We start from the raw sequence: 25,519 nt of genomic DNA on the forward strand, positions 1-25,519 counted from the left end.
AATTTATCTCGGATAAAAAATAACTCTCTTTTAATTCAGTAAGCCTGGGAAAATAGATTTCATGCCGGTGACAATAAATTCAATCCCCAATGCCATCAGTAATAAGCCCATGATACGGGTAATGACGTTAATCCCGGTTTGGCCAAGCACCCGCACCATTAGAGGTGCAGCACGAAACAGCAGCCAACAACAAAAGGCAAAAATGGCAATCGCGAGACTAAAACCAATCAGATTCTGCCAACTGTGGTAACGCGTGCTCCAGACAATGGTCGAACTGATTGCGCCCGGACCGGCCATCAACGGCAAGGCTAATGGCACTACGCCGATGCTTTCACGAATCGCGCTCTCCGACTTCTCCTGCTTATTCTGCTTATCTTCACCGAGTTTTCCGCTGATCATCGACATCGCAATAGTGACCACCAGAATGCCACCGGCAATACGGAACGAATCAATTGAGATGCCAAACAGATGCAGGATGCCATCACCAAGGAACAATGAGGTCCATAGGATAATGGCAACGGCCAGGTTGGCGGTGAGATTGGTTTTATTGCGCTCCACCACCGCCTGATAGCTGGTCATGCTGATAAAGACCGGGATGATGCCCACCGGATTCACCAGGGCAAACAAACCGACAAAAAACTTAATGTAGCCGGAAAGATCGAGTAGCACGGGGTTCAAAGTGGGCTCCGGTATGGTCTGAGTAAAAAAGCGCGCCTAATGTAGTTCATATGACGGGCGAAAAACCAGAGGCATAGGGAGAAATTTATGCTACTTGTTTGGCTCCAAGTCAGTACATTCGGCTGCTGTAAATCTTTGGTTATTACGATGCAGCCATTGAGATCAGAATATGTGGCACATTCCGCTAACTTTACTTGCAAAAGTTAGTGCTGAAAGGTGTCAGCTTAGTCATGATTTGATCTACATCAAAATTCACCTACCCCATCAGGGGTAATCTTACCGCATCGAAAACACTTCCTGACATTTAAGCATCTTCACCAGGAAACCCTTTTAGTAAGCAAAGGCAAATCAGTTGCCAACCTGACCAATATATAAGCATACGTGACTATACTTCTGGACTCAGGCTTGTTTACTAAAAGAGTTTAACTTCCTTCAGGAGAGCACTATGGCCGTTACTAATGTTGCCGATCTTAATGCACTGGTTGAGCGTGTAAAAAAGGCACAGCGTGAGTACGCTAATTTTAGTCAGGAACAAGTTGATGCCATCTTCCGCGCTGCCGCCCTCGCCGCTGCAGATGCACGAATCCCTCTGGCCAAATTGGCCGTTGCCGAATCAGGTATGGGTATTGTTGAAGATAAAGTGATCAAGAATCACTTTGCCTCTGAATATATCTACAACGCTTACAAAGATGAGAAAACCTGCGGTATTCTCGCCACTGACGATACCTTCGGCACCATTACCATTGCTGAACCGATTGGCTTGATCTGCGGTATCGTACCCACAACAAACCCAACCTCAACGGCTATTTTCAAGGCGCTGATTAGCCTGAAAACTCGCAATGGCATCATCTTCTCTCCGCATCCTCGTGCAAAAGATGCGACTAACAAAGCTGCGGACATTGTGCTGCAGGCAGCCATTGCGGCAGGTGCACCAAAAGATATCATCGGCTGGATCGACACCCCATCAGTCGAGCTATCTAATCAGTTAATGCATCACCCTGATATCAACCTGATCCTTGCAACCGGCGGTCCGGGCATGGTGAAAGCCGCTTACAGTTCTGGTAAACCAGCGATTGGCGTGGGTGCGGGTAATACACCTGTCGTCATCGATGAAACAGCGGATATCAAGCGTGCCGTAGCCTCGATCCTGATGTCGAAAACCTTCGATAACGGTGTGATTTGTGCTTCTGAGCAATCGGTGATTGTGGTTGATTCTGCTTATGACGCAGTCCGCGAACGTTTCGCCAGCCATGGCGGCTACATGCTGCAAGGCGATGAGCTGAAAGCCATTCAGAATATCATCCTGAAAAATGGTGCTTTGAATGCGGCGATTGTTGGCCAACCCGCGACAAAAATTGCGGAATTAGCCGGAATTAGCGTGCCAGCAAATACCAAGATACTCATTGGCGAAGTGAAATTGGTTGATGAATCTGAGCCGTTTGCGCATGAAAAATTGTCACCGACCTTAGCAATGTATCGCGCTAAGGATTATCACGACGCGGTTGATAAAGCAGAGAAACTGGTGACCATGGGCGGTATCGGTCACACCTCGTGTCTCTATACCGATCAAGATAATCAGATAGAGCGTGTGCACTATTTCGGCGACAAAATGAAGACCGCGCGTATTCTGATTAATACACCGGCTTCACAAGGCGGCATCGGTGACCTGTACAACTTCAAGCTGGCTCCGTCACTGACGCTGGGCTGTGGTTCATGGGGCGGTAACTCCATTTCTGAAAACGTGGGACCTAAACATCTCATCAACAAGAAAACCGTGGCCAAGCGAGCTGAGAATATGTTGTGGCATAAACTTCCCAAGTCTATTTACTTCCGTCGCGGCTCACTGCCAATTGCCCTGGAAGAAGTAGCAACTGACGGTGCAAAACGCGCCTTTATCGTTACTGACCGCTTCCTGTTCAACAACGGTTATGCCGATCAGGTTACCCGCGTACTGAAATCACACGGTATCGAAACTGAAGTGTTCTTTGAAGTCGAAGCTGACCCAACGCTAAGCATCGTACGTAAAGGTGCAGAGCAGATGAACAGCTTTAAACCTGATGTGATTATTGCACTCGGCGGTGGTTCACCGATGGATGCAGCAAAAATCATGTGGGTGATGTACGAACACCCAGAAACCCATTTTGAAGAGCTGGCACTGCGCTTTATGGACATCCGTAAACGCATCTATAAATTCCCGAAAATGGGCGTCAAGGCACGTATGATTGCCATCACCACCACTTCCGGTACCGGTTCTGAAGTCACACCGTTTGCCGTGGTGACTGACGATGCCACCGGCCAGAAATACCCATTAGCGGATTATGCATTGACTCCGGACATGGCAATTGTTGACGCCAATCTGGTGATGGATATGCCACGTTCACTTTGTGCCTTCGGCGGTCTGGATGCGGTTACACACTCACTTGAAGCTTATGTTTCAGTATTAGCGAATGAGTATTCTGACGGTCAAGCGCTGCAAGCTCTCAAACTGCTGAAAGAAAATTTGCCAGCCAGCTACCGCGATGGAGCAAAAAATCCGGTGGCGCGTGAGCATGTTCACAATGCAGCGACTATCGCGGGTATTGCGTTCGCTAACGCCTTCCTGGGTGTCTGTCACTCAATGGCGCATAAACTGGGTTCTGAGTTCCACATTCCACATGGTTTGGCAAACGCCCTGCTGATTTCGAACGTGATTCGTTATAACGCGAATGACAATCCGACCAAGCAAACGGCTTTCAGCCAATACGATCGCCCACAAGCGCGCCGTCGTTATGCTGAGATTGCAGACCATTTAGGACTGTCCGCCGCTGGCGACCGTACCGCGCAGAAAATTGAAAAACTGCTGGCGTGGCTTGAAGAGATGAAAACACAGTTGGGTATCCCAACCTCCATTCGCGAAGCGGGTGTGCAAGAGGCGGACTTCCTGGCAAAAGTGGACAAATTAGCTGAGGATGCATTTGATGACCAATGTACTGGTGCAAACCCACGCTATCCGCTGATTGCTGAGCTTAAACAAATCATGTTGGATACCTTCTACGGTCGTGAATTCTCAGAGTCATTCAACGAGAAAGCTGAAGTGCCTAAAGTAGAAGTGAAAATTGAGAAGAAAACTAAAAAAGCCTAAAGCGCTTTAACTAAAAAAACCCGCTTCGGCGGGTTTTTTAATGGGGGAATTGCTCGTTAAGCTGGTGCCGAATGCGACCCATAAATGGCTTTCAGCGAACCTTCATTAATCGCTTGCTTATAGTGTTTCCGACATACCGAAATATAGCGCTCGTTACCGCCAATCACCACCTGCTCTCCCTCACTGAAAGGCTTACCGTTTGCATCCAGACGTAAAACCATGCTGGCTTTACGGCCACAATGGCAGATGGTTTTAAGTTCAACCAATTTATCGGCCCATGCGAGTAGATATTGGCTGCCTACAAACAACTCACCGCGGAAATCAGTGCGTAAACCGTAACACAACACGGGAATATCCAGGTTGTCGACGACATCAGATAATGCTTTAACCTGCTCGCGCGTCAGAAACTGGCTCTCATCAACCAATACACAATGCACCGGATTCTTCGCATGCTCGTCTGCTATTTCCTGATCGAGTTTAGTCTCAGCGTTATATAAAAATGCAGGAGACGAAAGGCCGATACGAGAGCTGACTTTGCCCGCACCGAAGCGGTTGTCGATTTCAGCGGTATAAACCAGAGAACGCATGCCGCGCTCATGATAATTATAAGATGATTGTAGCAAAGCCGTTGATTTACCCGCATTCATCGCAGAGTAATAAAAATAGAGTTGAGCCATTAGGAAATCTCATCGCGCCTGTATCTGATGGGCCGCAGTCTATCATAAACCTGAATAACAGTAGCGATGCATTATTTTTATCACTTGCTCAAATTAACAACACTCGTAAAAAGGATATTTTTTCATCATTTGAGAGTTGAGCACGTTTTGTCAAAATAGCACTTAAGTTGATATTTATTCATCACTATTACTGACAGAACGTCTGAGTCAGCATTGGCTAAACTAACTCCTGAGTAAACTCAGTTAGAAAAGATCCCCAAATGGGTAAATATATTCTGTAACTGGCTCTCTCAATAAGCTTATTTTTTAAAATTTTACGTTTTGCTTTTAAATCTGGCTATTGCAGTTATTTTTTTGCACCTCTATTATGAGACGGCAGAACAACTCCCATTTATTATATTTTGAGATTAGGACAATGAGCGAAGCACTTAAAATTCTTAATAATATCCGTACATTGCGCGCGCAAGCTCGGGAATGCTCTCTGGAAACATTGGAAGAGATGCTGGAAAAACTCGAAGTTGTGGTCAATGAGCGTCGCGAAGAAGATACGCATGCTCAAGCGGAAAACGCAGAACGCACACGCAAACTTGAACAATATCGTGAAATGCTGATTGCTGATGGTATTGATCCAAATGATCTTTTACAGGCATTATCTGAAACAAAAGTTCCGGGTAAAACCAAGCGTGCAGCACGTCCAGCCAAATATTCTTATGTCGATGAAAACGGTGAAAACCGTACCTGGACAGGCCAGGGCCGCACACCTGCAGTGATTAAAAAAGCAATTGAAGAACAAGGTAAACAACTGGACGATTTCCTGCTGTAATCCTTCCAGTGCTTCGAGTTGTGAATAGCACTCGCTAACTCACTTTATACCAGGTAAGAAAAAGGAAGCCTTAGGCTTCCTTTTTTTATGCTTGACTATTGTTGGTAGAAGCGACGATACCATTCAACGAAATGCTTGACGCCCTGCTCTACGCCAGTTTGTGGGCGGAAGTTAATCGCATTGTAAAGGGGTTGCGTATCAGCACTGGTACCTAATACATCGCCGGGCTGCATTGGCAGCATATTTTTCTTCGCTTCAATACCCAAAGCTTTTTCCAGCGATCCAATGTAAGTCATTAAACTTGTCGGCTGGCTATTGCCAATATTATAAACGCGGTACGGTGCCGAGCTGCTTGCTGCTGAACCCGTTTCAACGGTCCAGTTGTCATCAGCTTGCGGAATGACATCCTGCAGTCGCACGATGGCTTCGGCAATATCATCAATATAGGTGAAGTCGCGCGTCATTTGTCCGTTGTTATAAACGTCTATTTGCTCACCGGCTAACATCGCGCGTGTGAATTTGAACAGCGCCATATCCGGACGGCCCCAAGGACCATAGACAGTGAAGAAGCGTAAGCCGGTAGTGGGCAATTGATAAAGATGTGAATAAGTATGCGACATCAATTCGTTGGCTTTTTTAGTAGCCGCATAAAGTGAAACAGGATGGTCAACGGAGTCATCCGTTGAAAAAGGCATTTTGCGGTTCAGGCCATATACTGAACTGGATGAGGCATACAGAAGGTGGCCAACTTTATTATGACGGCAGCCTTCAAGAATATTCAGATGACCGATTAAATTAGAATCAGCATAAGCGTGTGGGTTTTCAATCGAATAACGTACGCCCGCTTGCGCGCCTAAATGAATGACACGTTCAAATTCATGTTCAGCGAATAAGGAAGAAATGGCCTGGCGATCCGCCAGGTCCATTTTTACGAAAATAAAATCAGCATGTTGAGTGTTCTGATCTAAACGGGCCTGTTTAAGGCTGACATCATAATAGTCATTCAGGTTATCGATACCGACAACCTGGTGACCAGCGGCCAGCAAACGCTGACTGACGTGAAATCCAATAAAACCTGCCGCGCCGGTAACCAGAAACTTCATACATCCCTCATTATTCTACAATTTTAATTGACGCTCCGCGGCCGATTGCATAGTACGTGAAACCGCGTTTGCTGATACGCTCTGGATCATACAGGTTACGCCCATCAAAAATCACGGGTTCTTTCAACGCATTTTTAATGACATCGAAATCTGGCGCACGGAAGTTTTGCCATTCAGTACAGATGACTAAGCCATCCGCACCCTGCAGCGCCGCTTCCTTGGTACCCATCAATTTCAGATCATTACGATGACCATAGACGCGTTGCGCTTCGTCCATTGCTTCTGGGTCAAACGCCTGCACGGTTGCTCCCGCTTCCCACAGCGTTTCCATCAGCACGCGGCTAGAGGCTTCACGCATATCGTCAGTGTTCGGTTTGAACGCCAGTCCCCACAGAGCGAAAGTTTTGCCGCGCAGATCGTCGCCAAAATGACGCTTGATAAAGGTCGGAAGCTTATTCTTTTGCGAATCGTTAACGTCTTCTACCGCCTGCAGCAAACGCGGCGTGTAACCGATTGACTCAGCAGTGCGAATCAGCGCCTGCACGTCTTTCGGGAAACAAGAACCGCCGTAACCGCAGCCTGGATAGATGAAGTGATAACCAATACGAGAATCTGAACCGATCCCCTGGCGAACTTTCTCAACGTCGGCTCCCAGACGTTCTGCCAGGTTAGAGATCTCGTTCATGAAGCTGATTTTGGTTGCCAGCATGCAGTTAGCCGCATATTTAGTCAGCTCTGCACTGCGGATATCCATTAAAATCATACGATCATGATTACGGTTGAACGGCTCATAAAGCTCGCGTAACAGCTCAACCACTTCATCGTTGTCCGTACCGACAACAATACGCTCAGGACGCATACAGTCGTTAACTGCCGCACCTTCCTTAAGGAATTCCGGGTTTGAAACTACGTCAAAGGCGATGTTCACATCGCGCTTTTGCAGCGTTTCAGTCATTACCGCACGAACGCGATCTGCAGTACCTACGGGCACGGTCGATTTGTCGATAACAACTTTATGATCGTTCATGTGCTGCGCAATCGTACGCGCAACTGCAGTCACATATTTCAGATCGGCAGAACCGTCTTCATCGGGCGGCGTACCCACAGCGATAAACTGCATCACACCATGATTAACGCCTTCTTCCGCATTCGTGCTGAACTTCAAGCGACCCGACTCATAATTAGACATAACGAGTGGCGTCAGGCCCGGTTCAAAAATCGGAATGTTGCCTTTCTTTAAGTTCTCGACTTTCTTTTCGTCGACATCAATACAGAGAACGTCATGTCCGACTTCGGCTAACACCGCAGCCTGAACCAGACCGACATAGCCGATACCAAATACAGTGACTTTCATTGAATTATCCTGTGTTTATTGAGTTACTTTTTGTTGCCTACCGCGCCTTCAAGCCATTGGGTGAAATCTTTACCCAATACTGGATGGCGAACGCCGTATTCAACAAAGGCTTGCATGTAACCCAGTTTGTTGCCGCAGTCATGGCTTACACCGTTCAGGTGATAAGCTTCAACGGTCTCTTTTTCCATCAGCATTGCAATGGAGTCAGTCAGCTGAACTTCGCCGCCTGCACCTGGAGGCGTTTTCGCCAGCAGTGGCCAGATTTCAGCAGACAACACGTAACGACCCACAACCGCCAGGTTTGATGGGGCTTCAGAAGCTTTAGGCTTCTCGACCACGCCAACCATTGGTGCGCTCTGACCTGCTGAGAGCTCAGCACCCTGGCAATCAACTACACCGTAGGCGGTGACATCAGCAACGGGTTCAACCATGATCTGGCTACGACCGCTTTCTTCATAACGAGTCAGCATCTCTGCCAGGTTATCTTTGGTCGGATCAGATTCGTATTCGTCGATGATCACATCTGGCAGAATTACGGCGAATGGCTCATCACCAATCAGCGGGTGCGCACACATCACCGCGTGGCCCAGGCCTTTAGCGATACCCTGGCGAACTTGCATGATGGTAACGTGCGGTGGGCAGATAGACTGGATTTCATCCAACAGCTGACGCTTAACGCGTTTTTCCAGCATAGATTCCAATTCAAAACTGGTATCAAAGTGGTTTTCGATAGCGTTTTTAGAAGAGTGGGTGACCAGCACAATCTCATTAATGCCTGCTGCAATGCACTCATTCACGACATACTGGATCAACGGCTTATCGACCAGCGGTAACATTTCTTTTGGAATAGCTTTGGTCGCAGGCAGCATACGCGTGCCGAGGCCTGCAACAGGGATTACCGCTTTTTTTACTTTAGTCTTATAGGCAGACATCTAAATACCTCTCTTAATAGGCCGTTCAAGTTAATACTTGATATGTCGGTTTAAAAACGAAATGAGTATACCGTTACTATTGAACGGATTTATCCTGGATGGAGCTAATCCGCGGAAATTAAGACTATTACCCAAGTGTAAAGCTTGCCCCTGGTCCTGTCTTTATCCCGCGGAAAAATTTAATTCGTCTGATTATTCTTCGGCCGATAGCATTAAGCGTAGCCTGCCACCGGCGCCCCAAATATGGCACTGCCAGGCGTCGGCGCGTTGACTGATTTGATTGAGATGAGTGCTGCCCATAGTACCAAGTGGCACACCATTACTGAGTTGAATTTGATGAGTGTTGATATGCAATGTGGCGTTAAGCCCAGCAGAGACCAGAATCAGATTTTTCAACTGGCGATGGTAATAACCCACCAGCAGTGGAAACTGACCGCTAAGATTAGCCTGCCGCAACAGCATATTAACCTGACGCAGCAGGCCATTCAGCTCTGGCAATCGCTGCTTTTGGCCGGAAAGTTGCTCTTGCAACAAACCATTAAACAGTGCGCGCAGTAACAGCGCAGCTAACACGCCATTATCGCCAGCGCGCGTCACATCAAGGCAATAGAATGCCAGATCATTCTCAGATAGCGCGGCAATATCCAGTACTAAACCCGGCTGCTCCGCCATGGTGAGCTGACGGTAGTTAATACGGCAATTGGCGATGGTTTGCTGCACCGGGGGCTGAAGTTGTTTGAGTAATTTTGACGCTGCCAACGGATCGCTAACTAGCGCATCCCAATCCTGAAAGAGTTGTTCGTCCTCCTCCACCTTGGAGGTAAACATGGAGGGATAGAGGCACTCAAATACGGCTTCGCGGAAACGCTCAAGATTTTTCAGCGGTTTTAACAGCACATCCTGAACGCCCAAACGCAACACATGGGCGATATCCGCCATATTTTGGGTGGCGGATATAATCAGAATCGGCACATTGTTGCCACGTGTGCGAAGTCGCTCGACGAAAGGAATGCCACCCATACGCGGCATTTCAAGATCGCAAATAACCAGATCGACTGACTGTGCAGACAGTAAAGTCAGGCCATCCAGTCCATCACCGGCTTCCAGCGTGCTAGCGCCCAGACTGGTGAGTAAATTTTCCATCAATGAACGGAAAACGACCTCATCTTCGACAATGAGTATCTTTTTGCCGATTAGCGGTTTTTCCATTCTCTCCCCCTGCGTACCAGATTATTCAATAGTGGTTCATAAAATGCAGTTGCGCCTTTCAGAATTAACTGAAGTAACAACCCGTGTGAATGAACAACCTGACTATCTGCCACGGACCAGCGGTAATAGTTCATCCATTTTTTTCTCAACGGCGGCCTTGCCTGCCGCGATGGCTTCTTCTGCACGGTGGAAGTCCAGTGTGGAAATTTGCGGACAAAACGGCTGAATCAGCACATCCGGCGGGTCGCCCGCCATGCGGTTACGTTTCAGACGATTTTCCAGAACCTGGATTGATGTAGACATGATCTCCATCGCACCCGGCGTTTGATTAGCTCGGCGATGCGTCAAACCAAGAATACGTTGGCGCAATTTTTTACCCCAACTCAGCGCTTCAACGGCCGCCGCTTCTTCACCGCTTTGCGGCGTAACAGATAATAAATCTTGCTGCATCAGATGTGCGTCATGTTGTAAATCAACGGCGATGACAATGTCGGCACCCAAAGCGCGCGTCAGCGAAATTGGCACGGGATTAACCACTGCACCATCCACTAACCAATACCCATTGTAAGCGATGGGTGGCAATAAGCCTGGCATACTACAGGACGCACGCACAGCTTGATGCAAATCGCCCTCGGTTAACCACACTTCACGCCCGGTACTTAAATTGGTGGCCACGACGCCAAAAGGCTTGTCACACTGATCGATCAGATCGTTGGGAATGAGCTGCCGAATGTGGCTAAACACCCGATCGCCGCGCAATAAACCTCCGCGCTGCCAGGAGAGGTCCATCAGTCGGATGACGTCCCAGTAACGAAATGCGCTCACCCATTTTTCCATCACGCCCAGCCGACCATTCACGTAAGCCGAGCCGACTAATGCGCCAACTGAACAACCTGCCACCACATCGATCTCTACTCCCGCACGTTCTAGCGCAGTGATAACGCCGATGTGTGACCATCCTTTGGCAGCACCTGAACCTAGTGCCAGCCCAATCCTGACTTTTCTCATCTCACCTCGTGATTGGCTTGTTACGTAGCATCACGCTTGACAGTCGGCTACCATAGCGCACGCTTTAATTTACTTTAATCACTTCCAGGAGATGACGTGTCTGAAAAGTGCCCTTGCTGCAGCGGAAAGGAGTATAGCTTATGTTGCCAACCCTTTCTGAATGGCCAAGCGAACCCGTCCAGCGCGGAACAATTAATGCGTTCACGCTATACCGCCTATGTTGTTAACGATGCCGCGTGGTTGGCGGCAACCTGGCACCCCAGTAAACGCGCGGGCGACCTTGAGACGTTATTATCTGAAAGTTTTTCCGGTACTGAATGGCTGGGCTTGAATGTAACTCGTTGTAATCATGGAAGCCATGAGAATGAAGCCTTCGTAACGTTTTTTGCGCGTTACCTCGAAAAAGGTCGGACTTCAGCCATCTACGAATGTTCGCGCTTTCTTCGCGAGGATCAACGCTGGTACTATGTTGACGGAACAACGCCTGAGTTGGGACGTAACGATCGCTGTCCTTGTGGCGCCGATAAAAAATACAAAAAATGTTGTGGTTAATCTGGACAGATACACAACGGCTTTACCATTCATCGCTTTGACAGGACTCTGATCGAGATGCAAGCGCACACCATCCAACGAAAAGTTTTACGAACCATTTGCCCTGATGCGAAAGGTTTGATCGCCAAGATCACCAACATTTGCTACAAGCACGAACTTAACATTGTGCAGAACAATGAGTTTGTCGATCACCGTACCGGGCGCTTTTTCATGCGCACAGAGCTGGAAGGCATTTTCAACGACAATACGCTATTGGCCGATCTCGATAGCGCGCTGCCAACGGGATCGGTGCGTGAACTGCAAAGTGCGGGCCGTCGCCGTGTCGTCATTCTGGTGACCAAAGAGGCGCATTGCCTTGGCGATCTGTTGATGAAAAGTGCGTTTGGCGGTCTCGATATGGAGATTGCTGCAGTCATCGGTAATCATGAAACGCTGCGCTCATTGGTTGAACGTTTCGATATTCCGTTTGTAATGGTGAGCCACGAAGGCCATACGCGTGAAGAGCATGACAACCGCATGGCGGATGAAATTGACCGCTATCAGCCGGATTACGTCGTGCTGGCTAAATACATGCGCGTGTTAACGCCTGCTTTTGTGCAACGCTATCCAAACCAGATCATTAACATCCATCACTCCTTCTTGCCGGCGTTTATCGGCGCGCGTCCGTATCACCAGGCGTATGAGCGCGGTGTGAAAATCATCGGCGCCACCGCACACTATGTGAACGATAACCTTGATGAAGGACCAATCATCATGCAGGACGTGATCAACGTCGATCACAGCTACACCGCAGAAGAGATGATGCGTGCTGGACGTGACGTTGAGAAGAATGTGTTGAGCCGTGCACTGTATAAAGTGTTAGGTCAACGCGTGTTTGTATATGGCAACCGGACGATCATTCTTTAACCAGTTCGGCGCTGAACTGCACAACTCTTCAGCGCTGCGCATAAAAAGTGGGCAAACAGTTTGTATTATCAGTGACGGCGCTTTACAGGCTGAGCGCATTTGTTATGATGCGCCCCGCTTTAAGACGCAATGATTCAGGCCAGTGGTGGGATTCCCGAGCGGCCAAAGGGAGCAGACTGTAAATCTGCCGTCACAGACTTCGAAGGTTCGAATCCTTCTCCCACCACCATCTGAATCGTCTCTGCTTGAAGCCACAATATCTAATATCCCCGGTGGGATTCCCGAGCGGCCAAAGGGAGCAGACTGTAAATCTGCCGTCACAGACTTCGAAGGTTCGAATCCTTCTCCCACCACCATCACATGCTCTCCCTCTCTTATTTAAATCCCTTAAACTTATATTCATCACTTAGAGAAGGATGAGAAGCTTCGACAGAAGGTTCGAGTCGAACGACGTGAGACAACGCGCTTTAGCGCGGCCCGAAGGGTGAGACGCAACGCGTCAAATCATCCTTCTCCCACCACCATCACATGCTCTCCTACACTCTCCCCTTTTGCTTTAATCGCTGTTTTCTCCCGCTTCACACCATGACTTTTCCCAAAAAACTCGTTACCATCGCGCCATACTTTTGCGGATAGAAATGGCAGCGAAATGAAATTTGTCTCTTTCAACATCAACGGCTTGCGTGCACGTCCTCACCAATTAGCAGCGCTGGTTGAACAGCATCAACCCGATGTCATCGGCTTGCAGGAAACCAAAGTGCATGACGATATGTTCCCGCTCGAAGACGTCAGTAAACTGGGTTATCACGTGTTTTACCACGGACAGAAAGGCCACTATGGCGTCGCACTGCTGACCAAAGCTGAGCCGATCAACGTCAGTCGCGGTTTCCCTGGCGATGATGAAGATGCACAGCGTCGTTTGATCATGGCGGAAATCCCGAGTCCGATTGGCGATATCACCGTGATTAACGGTTATTTCCCACAGGGTGAAAGTCGCGACCATCCCACTAAGTTCCCGGCGAAAGAGAAGTTTTATCGTGACCTGCAAAGCTATCTTGAGCAGCAGTTAGCCGTTGATAAGCCGGTGTTGATCATGGGTGATATGAACATCAGCAGCACTGATTTCGACATCGGCATTGGTGAAGACAATCGCAAGCGCTGGCTGCGCACGGGGAAATGTTCGTTCCTGCCTGAAGAGCGTGAATGGATGGATCGCTTACTGCAGTGGGGTTTGGTGGATACCTGGCGAGATAAGTTCCCGGAAACCAACGATCGATTCTCGTGGTTTGATTACCGTTCGAAAGGCTTTGACGACAATCGTGGTCTGCGTATTGACCTGCTGCTGGCGAGCCAACCACTCGCCTCGCGGTGTGTTGAAAGCGGTATCGATTACGATATTCGCAGCATGGAAAAACCGTCAGATCACGCACCGGTTTGGTCGACGTTTAAGCTGTGATGAAGCAGAAGCAGAAGCAGCGTGGCGTTATACGCCACGCGTGTTTATTTAATAATCTTCCAGATCAGCGGGTTAGTTCCTAACACCTTCTCATCTCGTCCGCACTGTAGCAGCACGCCTTCCGCCTTAACCACCGCGCCTTCGGAATAACTCCGGTTCTCATAAGTACAGCACTGCATGCAGTTACTCTGACGATTATTTTGCCCCTGCGTCCACACTTCTGATGGCATATCCACCACCACATCGGTATTACCCATACGATTATTTTCCGGCTGGCGGTTGGCCAGCGCAGAGGTGCTACATAACAGCAGTCCACTGAGTAACATCATTGCATAACGCATCACTCTGTCTCCTTGGTTTTGCGACGAGCCGTTTTAGGTTTGGTTTTCTTTTTTGGTCCAGGCGCAGTTAATCCGCGAAAGGCCTGTAACGACGGTCGCTGGCGCGCTTCTCCAATCAACCCAATTAAGGTGCTGACCAGCGGCTGCATAAACTCATCATAGCGACAGGCCTTCTCACTAATGCGGGTCAGCGTCGATTCCCATTGCGCCGTCATATCTGGCCGGGCCGCCATTTCTGGCAGCGCATGGATCAACGCCCTGCCCGCATCCGTCGAATGAATATAGCGGCCTTTTTTCACCAGGAAAGTGCGGCGGAACAACAATTCAATAATGCCTGCACGCGTCGCTTCCGTTCCTAAACCATCGGTTGCACGCAGCACTTTCTTTAATTCTTTATCTTGTACAAAGCGGGCGATGCCCGTCATCGCAGATAATAAAGTGGCATCGGTGAACGGACGCGGCGGTTGTGTTTGCTTAGCCAGCACTTCGCCGCGTTCACACAGCAGCTCATCGTCTTTGCTCACGACGGGCAGCGGCGTGCCATCGTTCTCCTCGTCACGCTCTTTACTGCCTAATAGCGCACGCCAGCCAGCTTCGGCCAGAAAACGCGCCTTGGCGATAAATTTTCCGCCGCCGATATCGAGATCAATAACGCATTTGCGGAAAACCGCATCCGGACAAAATTGCATCAAATACTGGCGAGCAATCAATCCATAGATGTTGGATTCATTCTCAGTCAGACTCACTTTACTGGCACGTGCGGTAGGAATAATAGCGTGGTGTGCATCGACTTTTTTATCATCCCAGCAGCGGTTTTTCCGATCGGGATTAAAATCTGTTGGCGGTGTCAAATTAGGCTGATGCGCCTGAATGGCGTTTAACACCGCGTGGCGGCCGGCAAAGTGCTCATCGGGCAGATAACGGCTATCGGAACGCGGATAGGTAATCAATTTGTGAGTTTCATACAGGCGTTGACAGCAATCCAGCACGTTCTGCGCGCTGAGGCCAAAGCGCTTACCGGCCTCAATCTGCAAACCGGAAAGCGAAAATGGCAGCGGCGCGGTATCGGATTCGCGTTTATCGTTATAGCCCGTGACCCGAGCAGGTTTACCGTTAATACGCTCCAGAACGTGATCCGCCAGCGGACGATGCAGCAAGCGCCCCTCTTCATCCTGCCAGGGCTCACAGGCATCGCTCGGCACCCAGCTGGCGACAAAGCGTTCCTCTTTCGGCGTAACGATGTGCGCTTTAACTTCGAAATAGTCTTTCGGGATAAAATTCTCGATCTCTTCGTCGCGACGCACCACCAAGCCAAGTACCGGCGTCTGCACACGGCCGACAGACAGCACGCCGTCATAACCGGCGTTACGACCAAGCAACGTCCATGCGCGCGTCATATTGATGCCGTATAGCCAATCAGCGCGCGCGCGCGCCAGCGCTGACACGCACAGCGGAATGAATTCGCGGTTTTCGCGTAAGCGCCCGACCGCACGTTCAACCGCGGAAGGATTGAGATCGTTAATCAGGCAGCGTTGTACCGTTTTGCGTTTTTCTGGTGACAGTTGCAGGTAATCCAGCACCTCATCTACCAACAGTTGCCCTTCACGATCGGGGTCGCCCGCGTGAACAACGGTGCTGGCTTGCTGCAGCAATCCTTCAATCACTTTTAACTGCTTCGCCACGGATGGACGCGGCTGTAAACGCCACTTCTCCGGAATAATCGGCAAATCAGCGAGATTCCAGCGCGCATAGCGGCTATCGTAACTGTCGGGCTGCGCCTGCTCCAGCAGGTGGCCAACACACCAGGTCACAACCTGGTCATTCCCGCAGGCAATATAGCCGTCGCCGCGTCGATGCGGTTTCGGCAACACGTCGGCAATCGCACGCGCTAAGCTGGGTTTTTCGGCAATAAACAAACGCATGGATGGCGTCGTTCCTTAACGTCAGGTAACTACGGTAATCAAAGGATGATCAGATTGGGCAGCAAACAGCTCACCAATCGACGCGACTTGCACGCCTGTTGCAGCAGCACAGCGCAGGAAGGTCTCGATGGCGCTGGGTTGCACCGCCACCAGTAGCCCACCAGACGTTTGCGGATCGCACAGCAGCGCACGCGTGGCATCATCAATCGAAGAAACGTGCTTGCCATAACTGGCGAAGTTGCGGCTGGTCCCACCCGGTACTGCACCGGCAGCAATGTAGTCATCGACGCCAGCCAGACGGGGGACATGCGCAGCAATCACTTCGGCACGCAGTCCTGAAGCGTGGCAGATTTCACTTAAATGACCCAGCAGGCCAAAACCCGTGACATCAGTCATAGCACTGACGCCTTCGAGTTTGGCGAATTCAACCCCGGCGGAATTCAATTGGCACATTACATCTGCTGCTAACGACTGGTGTTCAGGTCGCAGCAAGCCTTTTTTCTCGGCTGTAGTAAGAATGCCAATCCCTAACGGTTTGGTGAGAAATAGCTGGCAACCAGCCTGCGCCGCGCTGTTCTTTTTTACCCGCGCCACATCAACGATACCGGTCACGGCCAGACCGAAGATTGGCTCTGGCGCATCAATAGAATGCCCCCCCGCCAATGCAATTCCCGCCGCCTGACAAGTCGCACGCCCACCTTCGACGACCTGCTGCGCCACGTCCGGACTCAGTACATTTACTGGCCAGCCTAAAATGGCGATCGCCATGATGGGTTTCCCACCCATAGCGTAGATATCGCTGATGGCGTTAGTAGCAGCGATGCGACCAAAGGTAAAAGGATCGTCGACGATCGGCATAAAGAAATCAGTGGTGCTGACAACAGCGGTACCGTTACCGAGATCGTACACCGCGGCATCGTCACGCGTTTCATTTCCAACCAGCAGTTGCGGATCGTGAAATGGGCTAAGCTCACTCTGAAGAATGGTTTCCAAAACTTGCGGCGAAATTTTGCAGCCGCAACCAGCACCGTGGCTGTATTGCGTTAATCGAAGAGGTTCACTCATGGCGACTTCCTTATGCAATGAACAGAAGCCGCTATGGTAGCCTGGCTGTCAAGTGGTGGTAAGTGTTGCACGACCTAACCTCGATCTTTCGCACAGGCTCTGTGCAATATCTGCAACGGCGCATAACCTGCCGCAAAATTTGGCCGCTGTCTGTCAGAAATAACTGACAAACTGCGCGGTGTCCGGCGCCACCACGGTGGTGTTGGCTTTCAACTGGGGCGTACCAAGATAGAGGAATCCTACGATCGCATCCTGTTCACGGCAGCCAAAGGCTTCGCGCACTGATGGATGATCGGTCCACGGACCGCTACGCCAGATACCGTTAAAGCCCTGGGCGACGGCTGCCATCTGCATTGCCATGACGGCACAACTGGCCGATGCCAACTGTTCCCAATGCGGTACTTTGGCATTTTCTTCACAATGTGCCACCACAGTGATGATCATGGGTGCGCGAAATGGCGCAGAAGCGGCTTTGTCGATGGCCTTCTGCTCAAGATTGCTGTCGCGTGCGGCTTGTTCTAACAGTTTTCCAAAGCGCTCGCGTCCTTCATTTTCGACAATAATGAATCGCCATGGCTGCAGCGTGCCGTGATCGGGTGCGCGCAGCGCGGCATGCAGAATGTTTTGCAGCGCTTCGCCTGCCGGAGCAGGTTCTGCCAGACGAGACGCCGAGCGGCGGTTAACTAATAAATCCAATGCATCCATTATTCTTCTCCCATGAATAAAAAGCGTGGGCTAATCCTGGCACAGCACGATCTTTTGTAACAGTCTGGCGCGATTTCCTGCTGACTTTTCGCACGCCGCTCTTTAGGATGAACCCGACATCGGGGTAGACCGCGTGCTGGCTGCCCTGCTACGTGAATATGGAGAGTTTATGCGCACATTGTGGCGAATTATTTCCGGTCTGTTCCGCTGGACCTGGCGGGTACTGAATTTTATTCGGGAATTTATTCTTAATGTATTTCTTATTGTTTTGATCCTGGCGGGCGTCGGGATTTGGCTGCAAGTGTCCAGTTCCAACAGCAGTGAACCCGTACAGCAAGGCGCACTGAAAATCGATCTGAGCGGTATGCTGGTTGATAAACCTTCCGTCAGCAATCGTCTAAGTCGTATCAGTCGTCAACTGCTAGGCGCGAACAGCGATCGCCTGCAGGAGAACTCCCTGTTCGACGTGGTCGATGCGATTCGCCAGGCCAAAACCGATAAGAACATTACGGGTATTGTACTGGACCTACGAGACTTTGCCGGCGGCGATCAACCTTCGCTGCAATATGTTGGTAAAGCACTGCGCGAATTCCGCGATGCTGGCAAACCCATTTATGCCGTCGGCGACAGCTACAGCCAGGCGCAATACTACATTGCCAGCTACGCCAACAAGGTTTACCTGTCACCGCAAGGCACGGTGGATCTGCACGGTTTCGCCACCAACGGCCTGTATTACAAAACCCTGTTGGAGAAGCTGAAAGTTAACTCACATGTCTTCCGCGTTGGGACTTACAAATCTGCGGTTGAGCCGTTCCTGCGTGACGATATGTCACCTGAAGCGCGTGACGCTGACGGACGCTGGATTGGCCAGCTGTGGCAGAATTATCTGAACACCGTGGCGGCTAATCGTCAGATTACGCCAGAACAACTGTTCCCAGGCGCAGCTGGCATCATTAGCGGTCTGCAGGCTGTTCAGGGCGATACAGCAAAATATGCACTGAACAATAAATTAGTGGATGTGCTCGATACGCGTGCCGCGGCCGATCAGGAACTGGTTAAAACCTTTGGCTGGGACAAGGCGAACAACGATTACCGTAGCGTCAGTATCTACGACTATAACGTTAAACAGCCGCCGCAAAGTCAGGATGGCAATATCGCGGTGATTCTCGCCAGCGGTGCGATTATGGACGGTGAAGAGAGCGCCGGGAACGTCGGTGGTGATACCACCGCGTCGCAAATTCGCGATGCGCGTCTTGACCCGAAAATTAAAGCCATCGTGTTGCGTGTCAACAGCCCCGGCGGCAGCGTAACCGCGTCGGAAGCGATTCGTGAAGAGCTAGCGGCAGCGCATGATGCCGGTAAACCGGTGGTGGTATCAATGGGTGGCATGGCCGCTTCGGGCGGTTACTGGATTTCCACACCTGCCGATTACATCGTGGCCGCACCCAGCACGCTGACCGGTTCCATCGGTATCTTTGGTGTGATCAACACCGTTGAAAACAGTCTGAGTTCAGTGGGTGTGCATACCGACGGCGTTGCCACATCGCCACTCGCGGATGTGGCAACCACCAAAGCGCTACCGACCGAAGTGCAGCAGTTGATGCAACTGACCATCGAGAATGGCTATCGTAACTTTGTCGGTTTGGTGGCGACCTCGCGCCATAAAACGCCTGATGAAATCAATGCGATTGCTCAGGGCCACGTTTGGACGGGTAGCGATGCCAAAGCCAATGGCTTGGTGGATGCGTTGGGTGATTTTGATGACGCCGTAGCGAAAGCTGCTGAGCTGGCGAAGGTCGCCAAGCCGGAGTTAAGCTGGTATCAAGATGATCCGGGCATGATCGATCTGCTGCTGAATCAGCTGAACGCGTCTGCTCAGGCTGTGTTGCCGGCAGCACTGAAAATCTGGTTGCCAGCACCCATGCTGGACGTGATGAGCGCAATGAAACAGCAACCTGGTTTGCTTAATAACCTTAACGATCCGCAAAATCGCTACGCTTTCTGCCTGAACTGCGGCAACGTACGCTAATCTTTACAGCCCGGCCGCTGGTCGGGCTGCTTTCCGTTGGTAATCCCTTTATACTGCGCGTTTTACGGCAAGTCTGAGTTCCTTCATGCAAAAGAAAAATATCTACGTAGCCTACACCGGCGGCACCATCGGAATGCAGCGCTCTGCGCAGGGCTACATTCCGGTATCCGGCCATTTACAGCAGCAACTGGCCAATATGCCCGAATTCCATCGGCCTGAAATGCCCGATTTCACTATCCATGAATATCAGCCGCTAATGGATTCCTCGGATATGACGCCGCAGGATTGGCAATCGATTGCGAATGATATTAAACAAAACTACGATCGCTACGATGGCTTTGTGATTCTGCATGGTACCGATACCATGGCGTTCACCGCTTCGGCGCTCTCGTTTATGCTCGAGAATCTCGCTAAGCCGGTCATTGTTACGGGATCGCAAATTCCATTGGCGGAATTGCGCTCCGATGGTCAACAAAACCTGTTGAACTCCCTGTACGTGGCGGCGAATTATCCGATCAACGAAGTTGCGCTGTTTTTCAACAACACGCTGTTCCGCGGCAACCGCACCACCAAAGCGCATGCTGATGGCTTTAATGCTTTCGCTTCGCCAAACCTTGCACCCTTACTGGAAGCGGGAATTCATATTCGTCGGTTGAACACTCCGCCCGCGCCGCGGGGTCATGGTGAGCTGATTGTGCACCCCATAACACCTCAACCCATTGGTGTGGTGACGATTTATCCGGGTATCTCCGCTGACGTGGTGGGTAATTTCCTGCGTCAGCCGGTGAAAGCGTTGATCCTTCGCTCATACGGTGTGGGTAACGCACCGCAAAATGCCGCCTTCCTCTCGGAGCTGCAGCAAGCCAGCGATCGCGGCATTGTGGTGGTCAACCTCACTCAGTGTATGTCCGGTAAAGTGAATATGGGCGGCTATGCCACCGGTAATGCTCTTGAACATGCGGGTGTTATCAGCGGCTTTGATCTCACCGTTGAGGCTACGTTGACCAAACTGCACTTTTTGTTGAGTCAGAACCTTACCAGCGCAGAAATTCGTGCCAAAATGCAGCAGAATTTACGCGGCGAACTGACCGAAGATTGATACGGAGCGAAACGAATGAAACGGGCATTGATAATCATCGATATTCAGAACGATTTTTGCCCCGGCGGCCCAATGGCGGTGCGTGAAGGTGACCAAACGGTTGCCGTTGCAAATCGGTTTGCACGTGAGTTTCGCGCTCGGGGTGAATGTGTTGTGGCATTGCAAGACTGGCATCCAGCAAATCATGGTAGTTTCGCCTCGATCTCCGGCGAGCCGGTTTACACGCTGGGTGAATTAAACGGTTTAGCGCAAATTTGGTGGCCCGATCATGGCATCGAAAACTCAGTTGGGGCAGATTTCCATCCCGATCTCGATCGCACTCTGATTGACGCAGTGTTCCATAAAGGGGGCGATGTTGAGGTCGATAGTTACAGCGCCTTCTTCGATAACGGCCATCGCCGCAAGACAGAACTTGACAGCTGGCTGCGCGAGCGCGGGATTAGCGATTTAGTGATGTTGGGCATTGCGACCGATTACTGCGTCAAATACAGCGTACTGGACGCGCTGGAGTTGGGTTACAACGTTGAAGTGGTCAAAGAGGGTTGCCGCGGCGTGAATCTGAATCCCGATGACAGCGAAATTGCTTTCGCTCAGATGGAAGCACAAGGTGCGGCATTAATCTGAAAATGAGCGGCTGGTGCGAACCAGCCCTTTTGCTTTTTAGTGCAGATTGATGCGCGTGACATCAGGCTCAATGCCGAACTCTTCTTTCAGCTGTTTCTTTGATTTCGTCACCATATCCCCACCTTTACCGATGGTCATATGTTGCGGCTCGTCATTGTGGCGAGCTTGCCATAGCATGACCAGCTGCAGGCAATTATCCTTTTGCTCTTGCGTTAGCGCTACACCATCAGGCCATTTGCCGATTTCTACCGCCGTGGAGAGTCGCTCATATACTTCAGGCGTCATCGCCTCCAGCATCACTTCTAATTCCTGTTTCATGCTTAGCCCTCTTGCTGATTGCCCTGCTCATCAGTGAAGTTTAGCGAAGCGGAGTTCACACAATAGCGCTCGCCGCCCGGCTGCGGGCCATCCGGGAACACATGCCCCAAATGCGCATCACAATTGCCACAACGAATCTCAACGCGATGCATACCGTGTGAATCATCTTCCAGGTAGCGAATGGCTTCGTCACTGAAAGGCTGATAGAAACTTGGCCAGCCACAGCCTGAATCATATTTGGTCTCGGAGAGAAACAGCGGCGAGTTACAAACTAAGCAGTGGTAGATCCCTTCCTGCTTGTTATGCAGTAAGGCGCCCGAGAAAGGGGGCTCCGTTCCACGATGCTGAGTCACATAGCGCTGCATTTCGGAAAGCTGCGCGATTTTTGCGTCGGGTGCGGTGTCTTTAGCCATTTTGAGTTCCGGAGTGTCATTCTGAAAAAATCGACTAGTATTCTAACAAACGTACAACATCTATCGGGTCTTTTTTCGTGCTAACGCTTCCAACCTCTCTTCTACAGCGCGATTTTGTGATGGCGATCACCCTTTGCAAAAGTCATCCCTTTTCAGCCCGCATTCGGCGTAACATAGGCGCGCAATAAGGGTGCTGCGTAAGCGATTGCGCAACCAATTATTCCTGGTGTTGGAATTGACCTGTCGCAACAATTGACACGATTCCGCTTGACGCCTGGTAAGGTTTTTGTAATTTTACAGCCAACCTTTTATTCACTAACAAATAGCTGGTGGAATATATGACTATCAAAGTAGGTATTAACGGTTTTGGCCGTATCGGTCGCATCGTTTTCCGTGCTGCGCAGCAGCGTTCTGACATCGAAATCGTCGCGATCAACGATCTGCTCGACGCCGATTACATGGCTTACATGCTGAAGTATGACTCTACTCACGGTCGTTTTGACGGCACTGTAGAAGTGAAAGACGGTGCACTGATTGTTAACGGTAAGAAAATCCGTGTTACCGCTGAGAAAGACCCGGCTAACCTGAAGTGGGACGAAGTGGGTGTTGACGTTGTTGCTGAAGCGACCGGTATCTTCCTGACCGACGAAACTGCGCGTAAACACATCACTGCTGGCGCGAAGAAAGTGGTTCTGACTGGTCCATCTAAAGACAGCACCCCAATGTTCGTACGTGGCGCTAACTTTGACAAATATGCTGGCCAGGACATCGTTTCTAACGCGTCTTGCACCACCAACTGCCTGGCACCACTGGCTAAAGTTATCAATGACAACTTCGGTATCGTTGAAGGTCTGATGACTACCGTTCACGCAACAACCGCTACTCAGAAAACCGTTGATGGCCCGTCTCACAAAGACTGGCGCGGCGGTCGTGGCGCAGCGCAGAACATCATCCCATCTTCTACCGGTGCAGCTAAAGCAGTTGGCGTTGTTCTGCCAGAGCTGAACGGTAAACTGACTGGTATGGCTTTCCGCGTTCCAACGCCAAACGTCTCTGTTGTTGACCTGACTGTTCGCCTGGAAAAACCAGCGACCTACAAAGAAATTTGTGCAGTGATCAAAGCTGAGTCAGAAGGCAAAATGAAAGGCGTTCTGGGCTACATCGAAGACGACGTCGTTTCTACTGACTTCAATGGCGAAACGCTGACTTCAGTATTCGATGCTAAAGCCGGTATCGCGCTGAACGACAACTTCGTGAAACTGGTTTCCTGGTACGATAACGAAACCGGTTACTCACACAAAGTTCTGGATCTGATTGCACTGGTTGCTTCTAAGTAAGCTAACCAGCTAAACAGACAAGGGGTGACTTCGGTCGCCCCTTTTTTTCGACTGGATAAAGAGAAGGTCTGACTATGCAAGATACGCTTTATACCCTTCCGGTAGTGAATCAAATCACCCCTTATCTGTCACAGCGCCAGCTAGGTGATTTGCCGATTGTGGTGATCAGCCATCCCAAAGTGCGTGCGGCTATAGCGTTGCAAGGTGCGCATTTGCTCTCGTGGCAGCCTAGCGGTCAGCAACCGGTCATTTGGCTCAGCGAAAAGACCCCGTTTACGACGGGTAAAGCGATCCGTGGCGGCGTGCCGATTTGCTGGCCGTGGTTTGGTCCGGCTGGTGAGCCAGCGCATGGTTTTGCGCGCAATATGCCGTGGACGCTGACCGCACATGACGAAAATGAAGATGCGGTGTTACTGACCTTTACGCTGGAAAGCAATGCACAAACTAAAAAGCTGTGGCCGCACGATTTCACCCTACTCGCTCGTTTCCGTATAGCTGAACATTGTGAAATTGAACTGGAAGCCTACGGTGATTATGAAGCCACGGCGGCGCTGCACAGCTACTTCCATATTACGGATATTACGCAGGTCGAAGTGAGTGGATTAGGTAACAGTTTTATCGATAAAGTTAACGATAATGCGGTTGGCGCATCAGACGGTAAACAGACCTATCCTAACAGGGTAGACCGTATTCATACCGCTGCCGATGATTGCAGTGTGATTCACGATAAAGGTGGCAAACGCCAGATTGAGGTATATCACCATTATCAAAGTGACGTTGTCACCTGGAATCCAGGCCCAGAGTTATCCTGCAGCATGGGCGACATGCCGAATGAAGGCTACAAAACTATGGTTTGCGTCGAAACGGCGCGCATTAGTAAGCCGTTAAAAAGCGCGGGTGAATCACCCTCTCGTATGGGAACGACGATTCGCATCGTTAATAAGTAAGACGAAGCGGCGCTTTTGCGCCGCTAAACCACATCCAAGGCTGTTTTAGCCTGCGGAGCGGGAAACGCCCGATCAATGATGGCGAGTTCTTCATGAGATAGCGTGATGTTAAGCACGGCGGCATTTTGCTCGACATGTGAAACGCTGCTCGCTTTAGGGATGGCCAAAACACCTTGCTGGCGTATGACCCAGGCCAGCATCACTTGCGCCACGCTAATGCCCTTCTGTTGTGCAATCTGTTGAAGATGCGGGTCTTCAAAGAGCGCCTGTCGCAGTCGACCAGCCTGCGCTAAAGGACAATAGGCCATAATCGGCATGTGGCGCTGCTGGCATTCAGGCAGTAAATCATACTCAATCCCGCGCGAAGCTAAGTGGTAAAGCACCTGGTTGGTTAAACAGGCATTGCCGCCGGGCTCATGCCATAACTCAAGCATATCGTCATGATCAAAGTTCGATACGCCCCAATGACGGATTTTGCCCTGCTGTTGTAAGGATTCCATCGCGCGAATGGTTTCTTCTAACGGCACATTGCCGCGCCAGTGGAGCAGATAAAGATCGAGGTGATCGGTTTGCAGACGGCGCAGGCTACGCTCGCAGGCATCAATGGCATCGATTTCACCGGCATTCCATGGATAAACTTTCGACACCAGCCAAGCCTGTTCGCGACGTCCACGTAGCGCTTCACCGACCACTTCCTCGGCGGCGCCTTCCGCATACATTTCAGCCGTATCAATCACCTTTAATCCAAGATCTAAACCGGCCTGCAGTGCCGCCACTTCCTGACTGCGTAGCGCAGCGTTCTCGCCCATATACCAGGTACCCTGGCCTATCGCGGGTAATATCGATTGATTGTGAAATTGAATAGTCTTCATAACTCCTCCTGTTGCGCCATTCCGGGGA

The 25,519-nt window shown here is 50.4% G+C and carries 24 protein-coding genes, 2 tRNA genes and 1 other RNA gene; 13 read left to right on the plus strand and 14 right to left on the minus strand.

Going from position 1 to position 25,519, the window contains the following annotated elements:
• Positions 1 to 30: 30 nt before the first annotated feature.
• A complete protein-coding gene (locus AC6I8K_RS10270) occupies positions 31 to 678 on the minus strand; it encodes a YchE family NAAT transporter (RefSeq protein WP_064738839.1) in 648 nt (215 codons plus the stop codon).
• A 445-nt stretch (positions 679 to 1,123) separates the two neighbouring features.
• On the opposite strand from AC6I8K_RS10270, the gene adhE reads away from it, so the two are divergent.
• Positions 1,124 to 3,799, plus strand: coding sequence for a bifunctional acetaldehyde-CoA/alcohol dehydrogenase (gene adhE, locus AC6I8K_RS10275; RefSeq protein WP_497826674.1), 2,676 nt, complete (start codon positions 1,124 to 1,126; stop codon positions 3,797 to 3,799).
• A gap of 56 nt (positions 3,800 to 3,855) precedes the next feature.
• Here adhE and tdk read toward each other — a convergent pair whose 3' ends face one another.
• A complete protein-coding gene (gene tdk, locus AC6I8K_RS10280) occupies positions 3,856 to 4,476 on the minus strand; it encodes a thymidine kinase (RefSeq protein WP_483817517.1) in 621 nt (206 codons plus the stop codon).
• A gap of 415 nt (positions 4,477 to 4,891) precedes the next feature.
• Between tdk and hns the strand changes: the two genes are divergently transcribed.
• Positions 4,892 to 5,299 (plus strand): histone-like nucleoid-structuring protein H-NS, encoded by a 408-nt coding sequence (gene hns / locus AC6I8K_RS10285; protein WP_064738842.1) that lies wholly within the window; start codon positions 4,892 to 4,894, stop codon positions 5,297 to 5,299.
• 95 nt (positions 5,300 to 5,394) lie between these two features.
• Here the strand turns inward: hns and AC6I8K_RS10290 are convergent, their stop codons facing one another.
• The 5 genes from AC6I8K_RS10290 to rssA all read right to left on the minus strand — a co-directional run bounded on the left by AC6I8K_RS10290 (position 5,395) and on the right by rssA (position 10,905).
• Positions 5,395 to 6,402 carry an NAD-dependent epimerase gene (locus tag AC6I8K_RS10290; protein WP_497826675.1) on the minus strand — a complete coding sequence of 336 codons (1,008 nt, stop codon included), beginning with the start codon at positions 6,400 to 6,402 and terminating at the stop codon, positions 5,395 to 5,397.
• A 10-nt stretch (positions 6,403 to 6,412) separates the two neighbouring features.
• Complete coding sequence (locus tag AC6I8K_RS10295) at positions 6,413 to 7,756, minus strand: UDP-glucose dehydrogenase family protein (protein WP_455843672.1); 1,344 nt, start codon at positions 7,754 to 7,756, stop codon at positions 6,413 to 6,415.
• Between the two features lie 23 nt (positions 7,757 to 7,779).
• Positions 7,780 to 8,688 carry a UTP--glucose-1-phosphate uridylyltransferase GalU gene (gene galU / locus AC6I8K_RS10300; protein ID WP_064738845.1) on the minus strand — a complete coding sequence of 303 codons (909 nt, stop codon included), beginning with the start codon at positions 8,686 to 8,688 and terminating at the stop codon, positions 7,780 to 7,782.
• 192 nt (positions 8,689 to 8,880) lie between these two features.
• Entirely contained in the window at positions 8,881 to 9,897 is a 1,017-nt protein-coding gene (gene rssB / locus AC6I8K_RS10305) for a two-component system response regulator RssB (RefSeq protein WP_064738846.1), read from the minus strand.
• Between the two features lie 102 nt (positions 9,898 to 9,999).
• Entirely contained in the window at positions 10,000 to 10,905 is a 906-nt protein-coding gene (gene rssA / locus AC6I8K_RS10310) for a patatin-like phospholipase RssA (RefSeq protein ID WP_064738847.1), read from the minus strand.
• Positions 10,906 to 11,001: 96 nt separating this feature from the next.
• Here rssA and AC6I8K_RS10315 point away from each other — a divergent pair, with 96 nt between their 5' ends.
• From AC6I8K_RS10315 to xthA, 6 genes are all read left to right on the plus strand, one after another.
• Complete coding sequence (locus AC6I8K_RS10315) at positions 11,002 to 11,457, plus strand: YchJ family protein (protein WP_064738848.1); 456 nt, start codon at positions 11,002 to 11,004, stop codon at positions 11,455 to 11,457.
• Between the two features lie 57 nt (positions 11,458 to 11,514).
• On the plus strand, positions 11,515 to 12,363 hold the full coding sequence (gene purU, locus AC6I8K_RS10320; protein WP_064738849.1) for a formyltetrahydrofolate deformylase: 849 nt from the start codon (positions 11,515 to 11,517) through the stop codon (positions 12,361 to 12,363).
• 144 nt (positions 12,364 to 12,507) lie between these two features.
• Positions 12,508 to 12,592: transfer RNA gene (locus AC6I8K_RS10325), tRNA-Tyr, on the plus strand.
• 42 nt (positions 12,593 to 12,634) lie between these two features.
• Positions 12,635 to 12,719 (plus strand) — tRNA-Tyr (locus AC6I8K_RS10330).
• Between the two features lie 39 nt (positions 12,720 to 12,758).
• Positions 12,759 to 12,887: non-coding RNA, RtT sRNA (locus AC6I8K_RS10335), on the plus strand.
• A gap of 125 nt (positions 12,888 to 13,012) precedes the next feature.
• Entirely contained in the window at positions 13,013 to 13,819 is an 807-nt protein-coding gene (gene xthA / locus AC6I8K_RS10340) for an exodeoxyribonuclease III (RefSeq protein ID WP_483817520.1), read from the plus strand.
• 44 nt (positions 13,820 to 13,863) lie between these two features.
• Here xthA and AC6I8K_RS10345 read toward each other — a convergent pair whose 3' ends face one another.
• The 4 genes from AC6I8K_RS10345 to AC6I8K_RS10360 form a co-directional block, all read right to left on the minus strand.
• Positions 13,864 to 14,160: a YnjH family protein gene (locus tag AC6I8K_RS10345; protein ID WP_064738851.1), complete on the minus strand. Its 297-nt coding sequence runs from the start codon at positions 14,158 to 14,160 to the stop codon at positions 13,864 to 13,866.
• A complete protein-coding gene (locus tag AC6I8K_RS10350) occupies positions 14,160 to 16,082 on the minus strand; it encodes a DNA topoisomerase III (RefSeq protein ID WP_064738852.1) in 1,923 nt (640 codons plus the stop codon). The genes AC6I8K_RS10345 and AC6I8K_RS10350 overlap by 1 nt, the downstream gene beginning before the upstream one ends.
• A 21-nt stretch (positions 16,083 to 16,103) precedes the next feature.
• On the minus strand, positions 16,104 to 17,147 hold the full coding sequence (gene selD / locus AC6I8K_RS10355; RefSeq protein WP_483817521.1) for a selenide, water dikinase SelD: 1,044 nt from the start codon (positions 17,145 to 17,147) through the stop codon (positions 16,104 to 16,106).
• 153 nt (positions 17,148 to 17,300) lie between these two features.
• Positions 17,301 to 17,852 carry an NAD(P)H nitroreductase gene (locus tag AC6I8K_RS10360; RefSeq protein ID WP_483817522.1) on the minus strand — a complete coding sequence of 184 codons (552 nt, stop codon included), beginning with the start codon at positions 17,850 to 17,852 and terminating at the stop codon, positions 17,301 to 17,303.
• Positions 17,853 to 18,021: 169 nt separating this feature from the next.
• On the opposite strand from AC6I8K_RS10360, the gene sppA reads away from it, so the two are divergent.
• The 3 genes from sppA (at position 18,022) to pncA (ending at position 21,604) form a co-directional block, all read left to right on the plus strand.
• On the plus strand, positions 18,022 to 19,881 hold the full coding sequence (gene sppA / locus AC6I8K_RS10365) for a signal peptide peptidase SppA (RefSeq protein WP_483817523.1): 1,860 nt from the start codon (positions 18,022 to 18,024) through the stop codon (positions 19,879 to 19,881).
• 85 nt (positions 19,882 to 19,966) lie between these two features.
• Positions 19,967 to 20,980: an asparaginase gene (ansA, locus tag AC6I8K_RS10370; RefSeq protein ID WP_064738856.1), complete on the plus strand. Its 1,014-nt coding sequence runs from the start codon at positions 19,967 to 19,969 to the stop codon at positions 20,978 to 20,980.
• Positions 20,981 to 20,995: 15 nt separating this feature from the next.
• Entirely contained in the window at positions 20,996 to 21,604 is a 609-nt protein-coding gene (pncA, locus tag AC6I8K_RS10375) for a bifunctional nicotinamidase/pyrazinamidase (protein WP_064738857.1), read from the plus strand.
• A gap of 36 nt (positions 21,605 to 21,640) precedes the next feature.
• Here the strand turns inward: pncA and AC6I8K_RS10380 are convergent, their stop codons facing one another.
• Both AC6I8K_RS10380 and msrB read right to left on the minus strand, forming a co-directional pair.
• Positions 21,641 to 21,922, minus strand: coding sequence for a YeaC family protein (locus AC6I8K_RS10380; RefSeq protein WP_497826676.1), 282 nt, complete (start codon positions 21,920 to 21,922; stop codon positions 21,641 to 21,643).
• Between the two features lie 2 nt (positions 21,923 to 21,924).
• Positions 21,925 to 22,335 carry a peptide-methionine (R)-S-oxide reductase MsrB gene (gene msrB, locus AC6I8K_RS10385; protein ID WP_064738860.1) on the minus strand — a complete coding sequence of 137 codons (411 nt, stop codon included), beginning with the start codon at positions 22,333 to 22,335 and terminating at the stop codon, positions 21,925 to 21,927.
• 338 nt (positions 22,336 to 22,673) lie between these two features.
• Between msrB and gapA the strand changes: the two genes are divergently transcribed.
• A complete protein-coding gene (gene gapA / locus AC6I8K_RS10390) occupies positions 22,674 to 23,672 on the plus strand; it encodes a glyceraldehyde-3-phosphate dehydrogenase (protein ID WP_007889697.1) in 999 nt (332 codons plus the stop codon).
• Positions 23,673 to 23,746: 74 nt separating this feature from the next.
• Positions 23,747 to 24,619, plus strand: a complete 873-nt coding sequence (locus tag AC6I8K_RS10395) for a D-hexose-6-phosphate mutarotase (RefSeq protein ID WP_497826677.1) — start codon at positions 23,747 to 23,749, stop codon at positions 24,617 to 24,619.
• Positions 24,620 to 24,642: 23 nt separating this feature from the next.
• On the opposite strand, the gene AC6I8K_RS10400 is transcribed toward AC6I8K_RS10395, so the two are convergent.
• Positions 24,643 to 25,491, minus strand: coding sequence for an aldo/keto reductase (locus tag AC6I8K_RS10400; protein WP_483817526.1), 849 nt, complete (start codon positions 25,489 to 25,491; stop codon positions 24,643 to 24,645).
• Between the last annotated feature and the right edge of the window lie 28 nt (positions 25,492 to 25,519).

The sequence above is a fragment of the Pantoea sp. X-Soil-ISGK-421 genome (genome assembly GCF_059730785.1).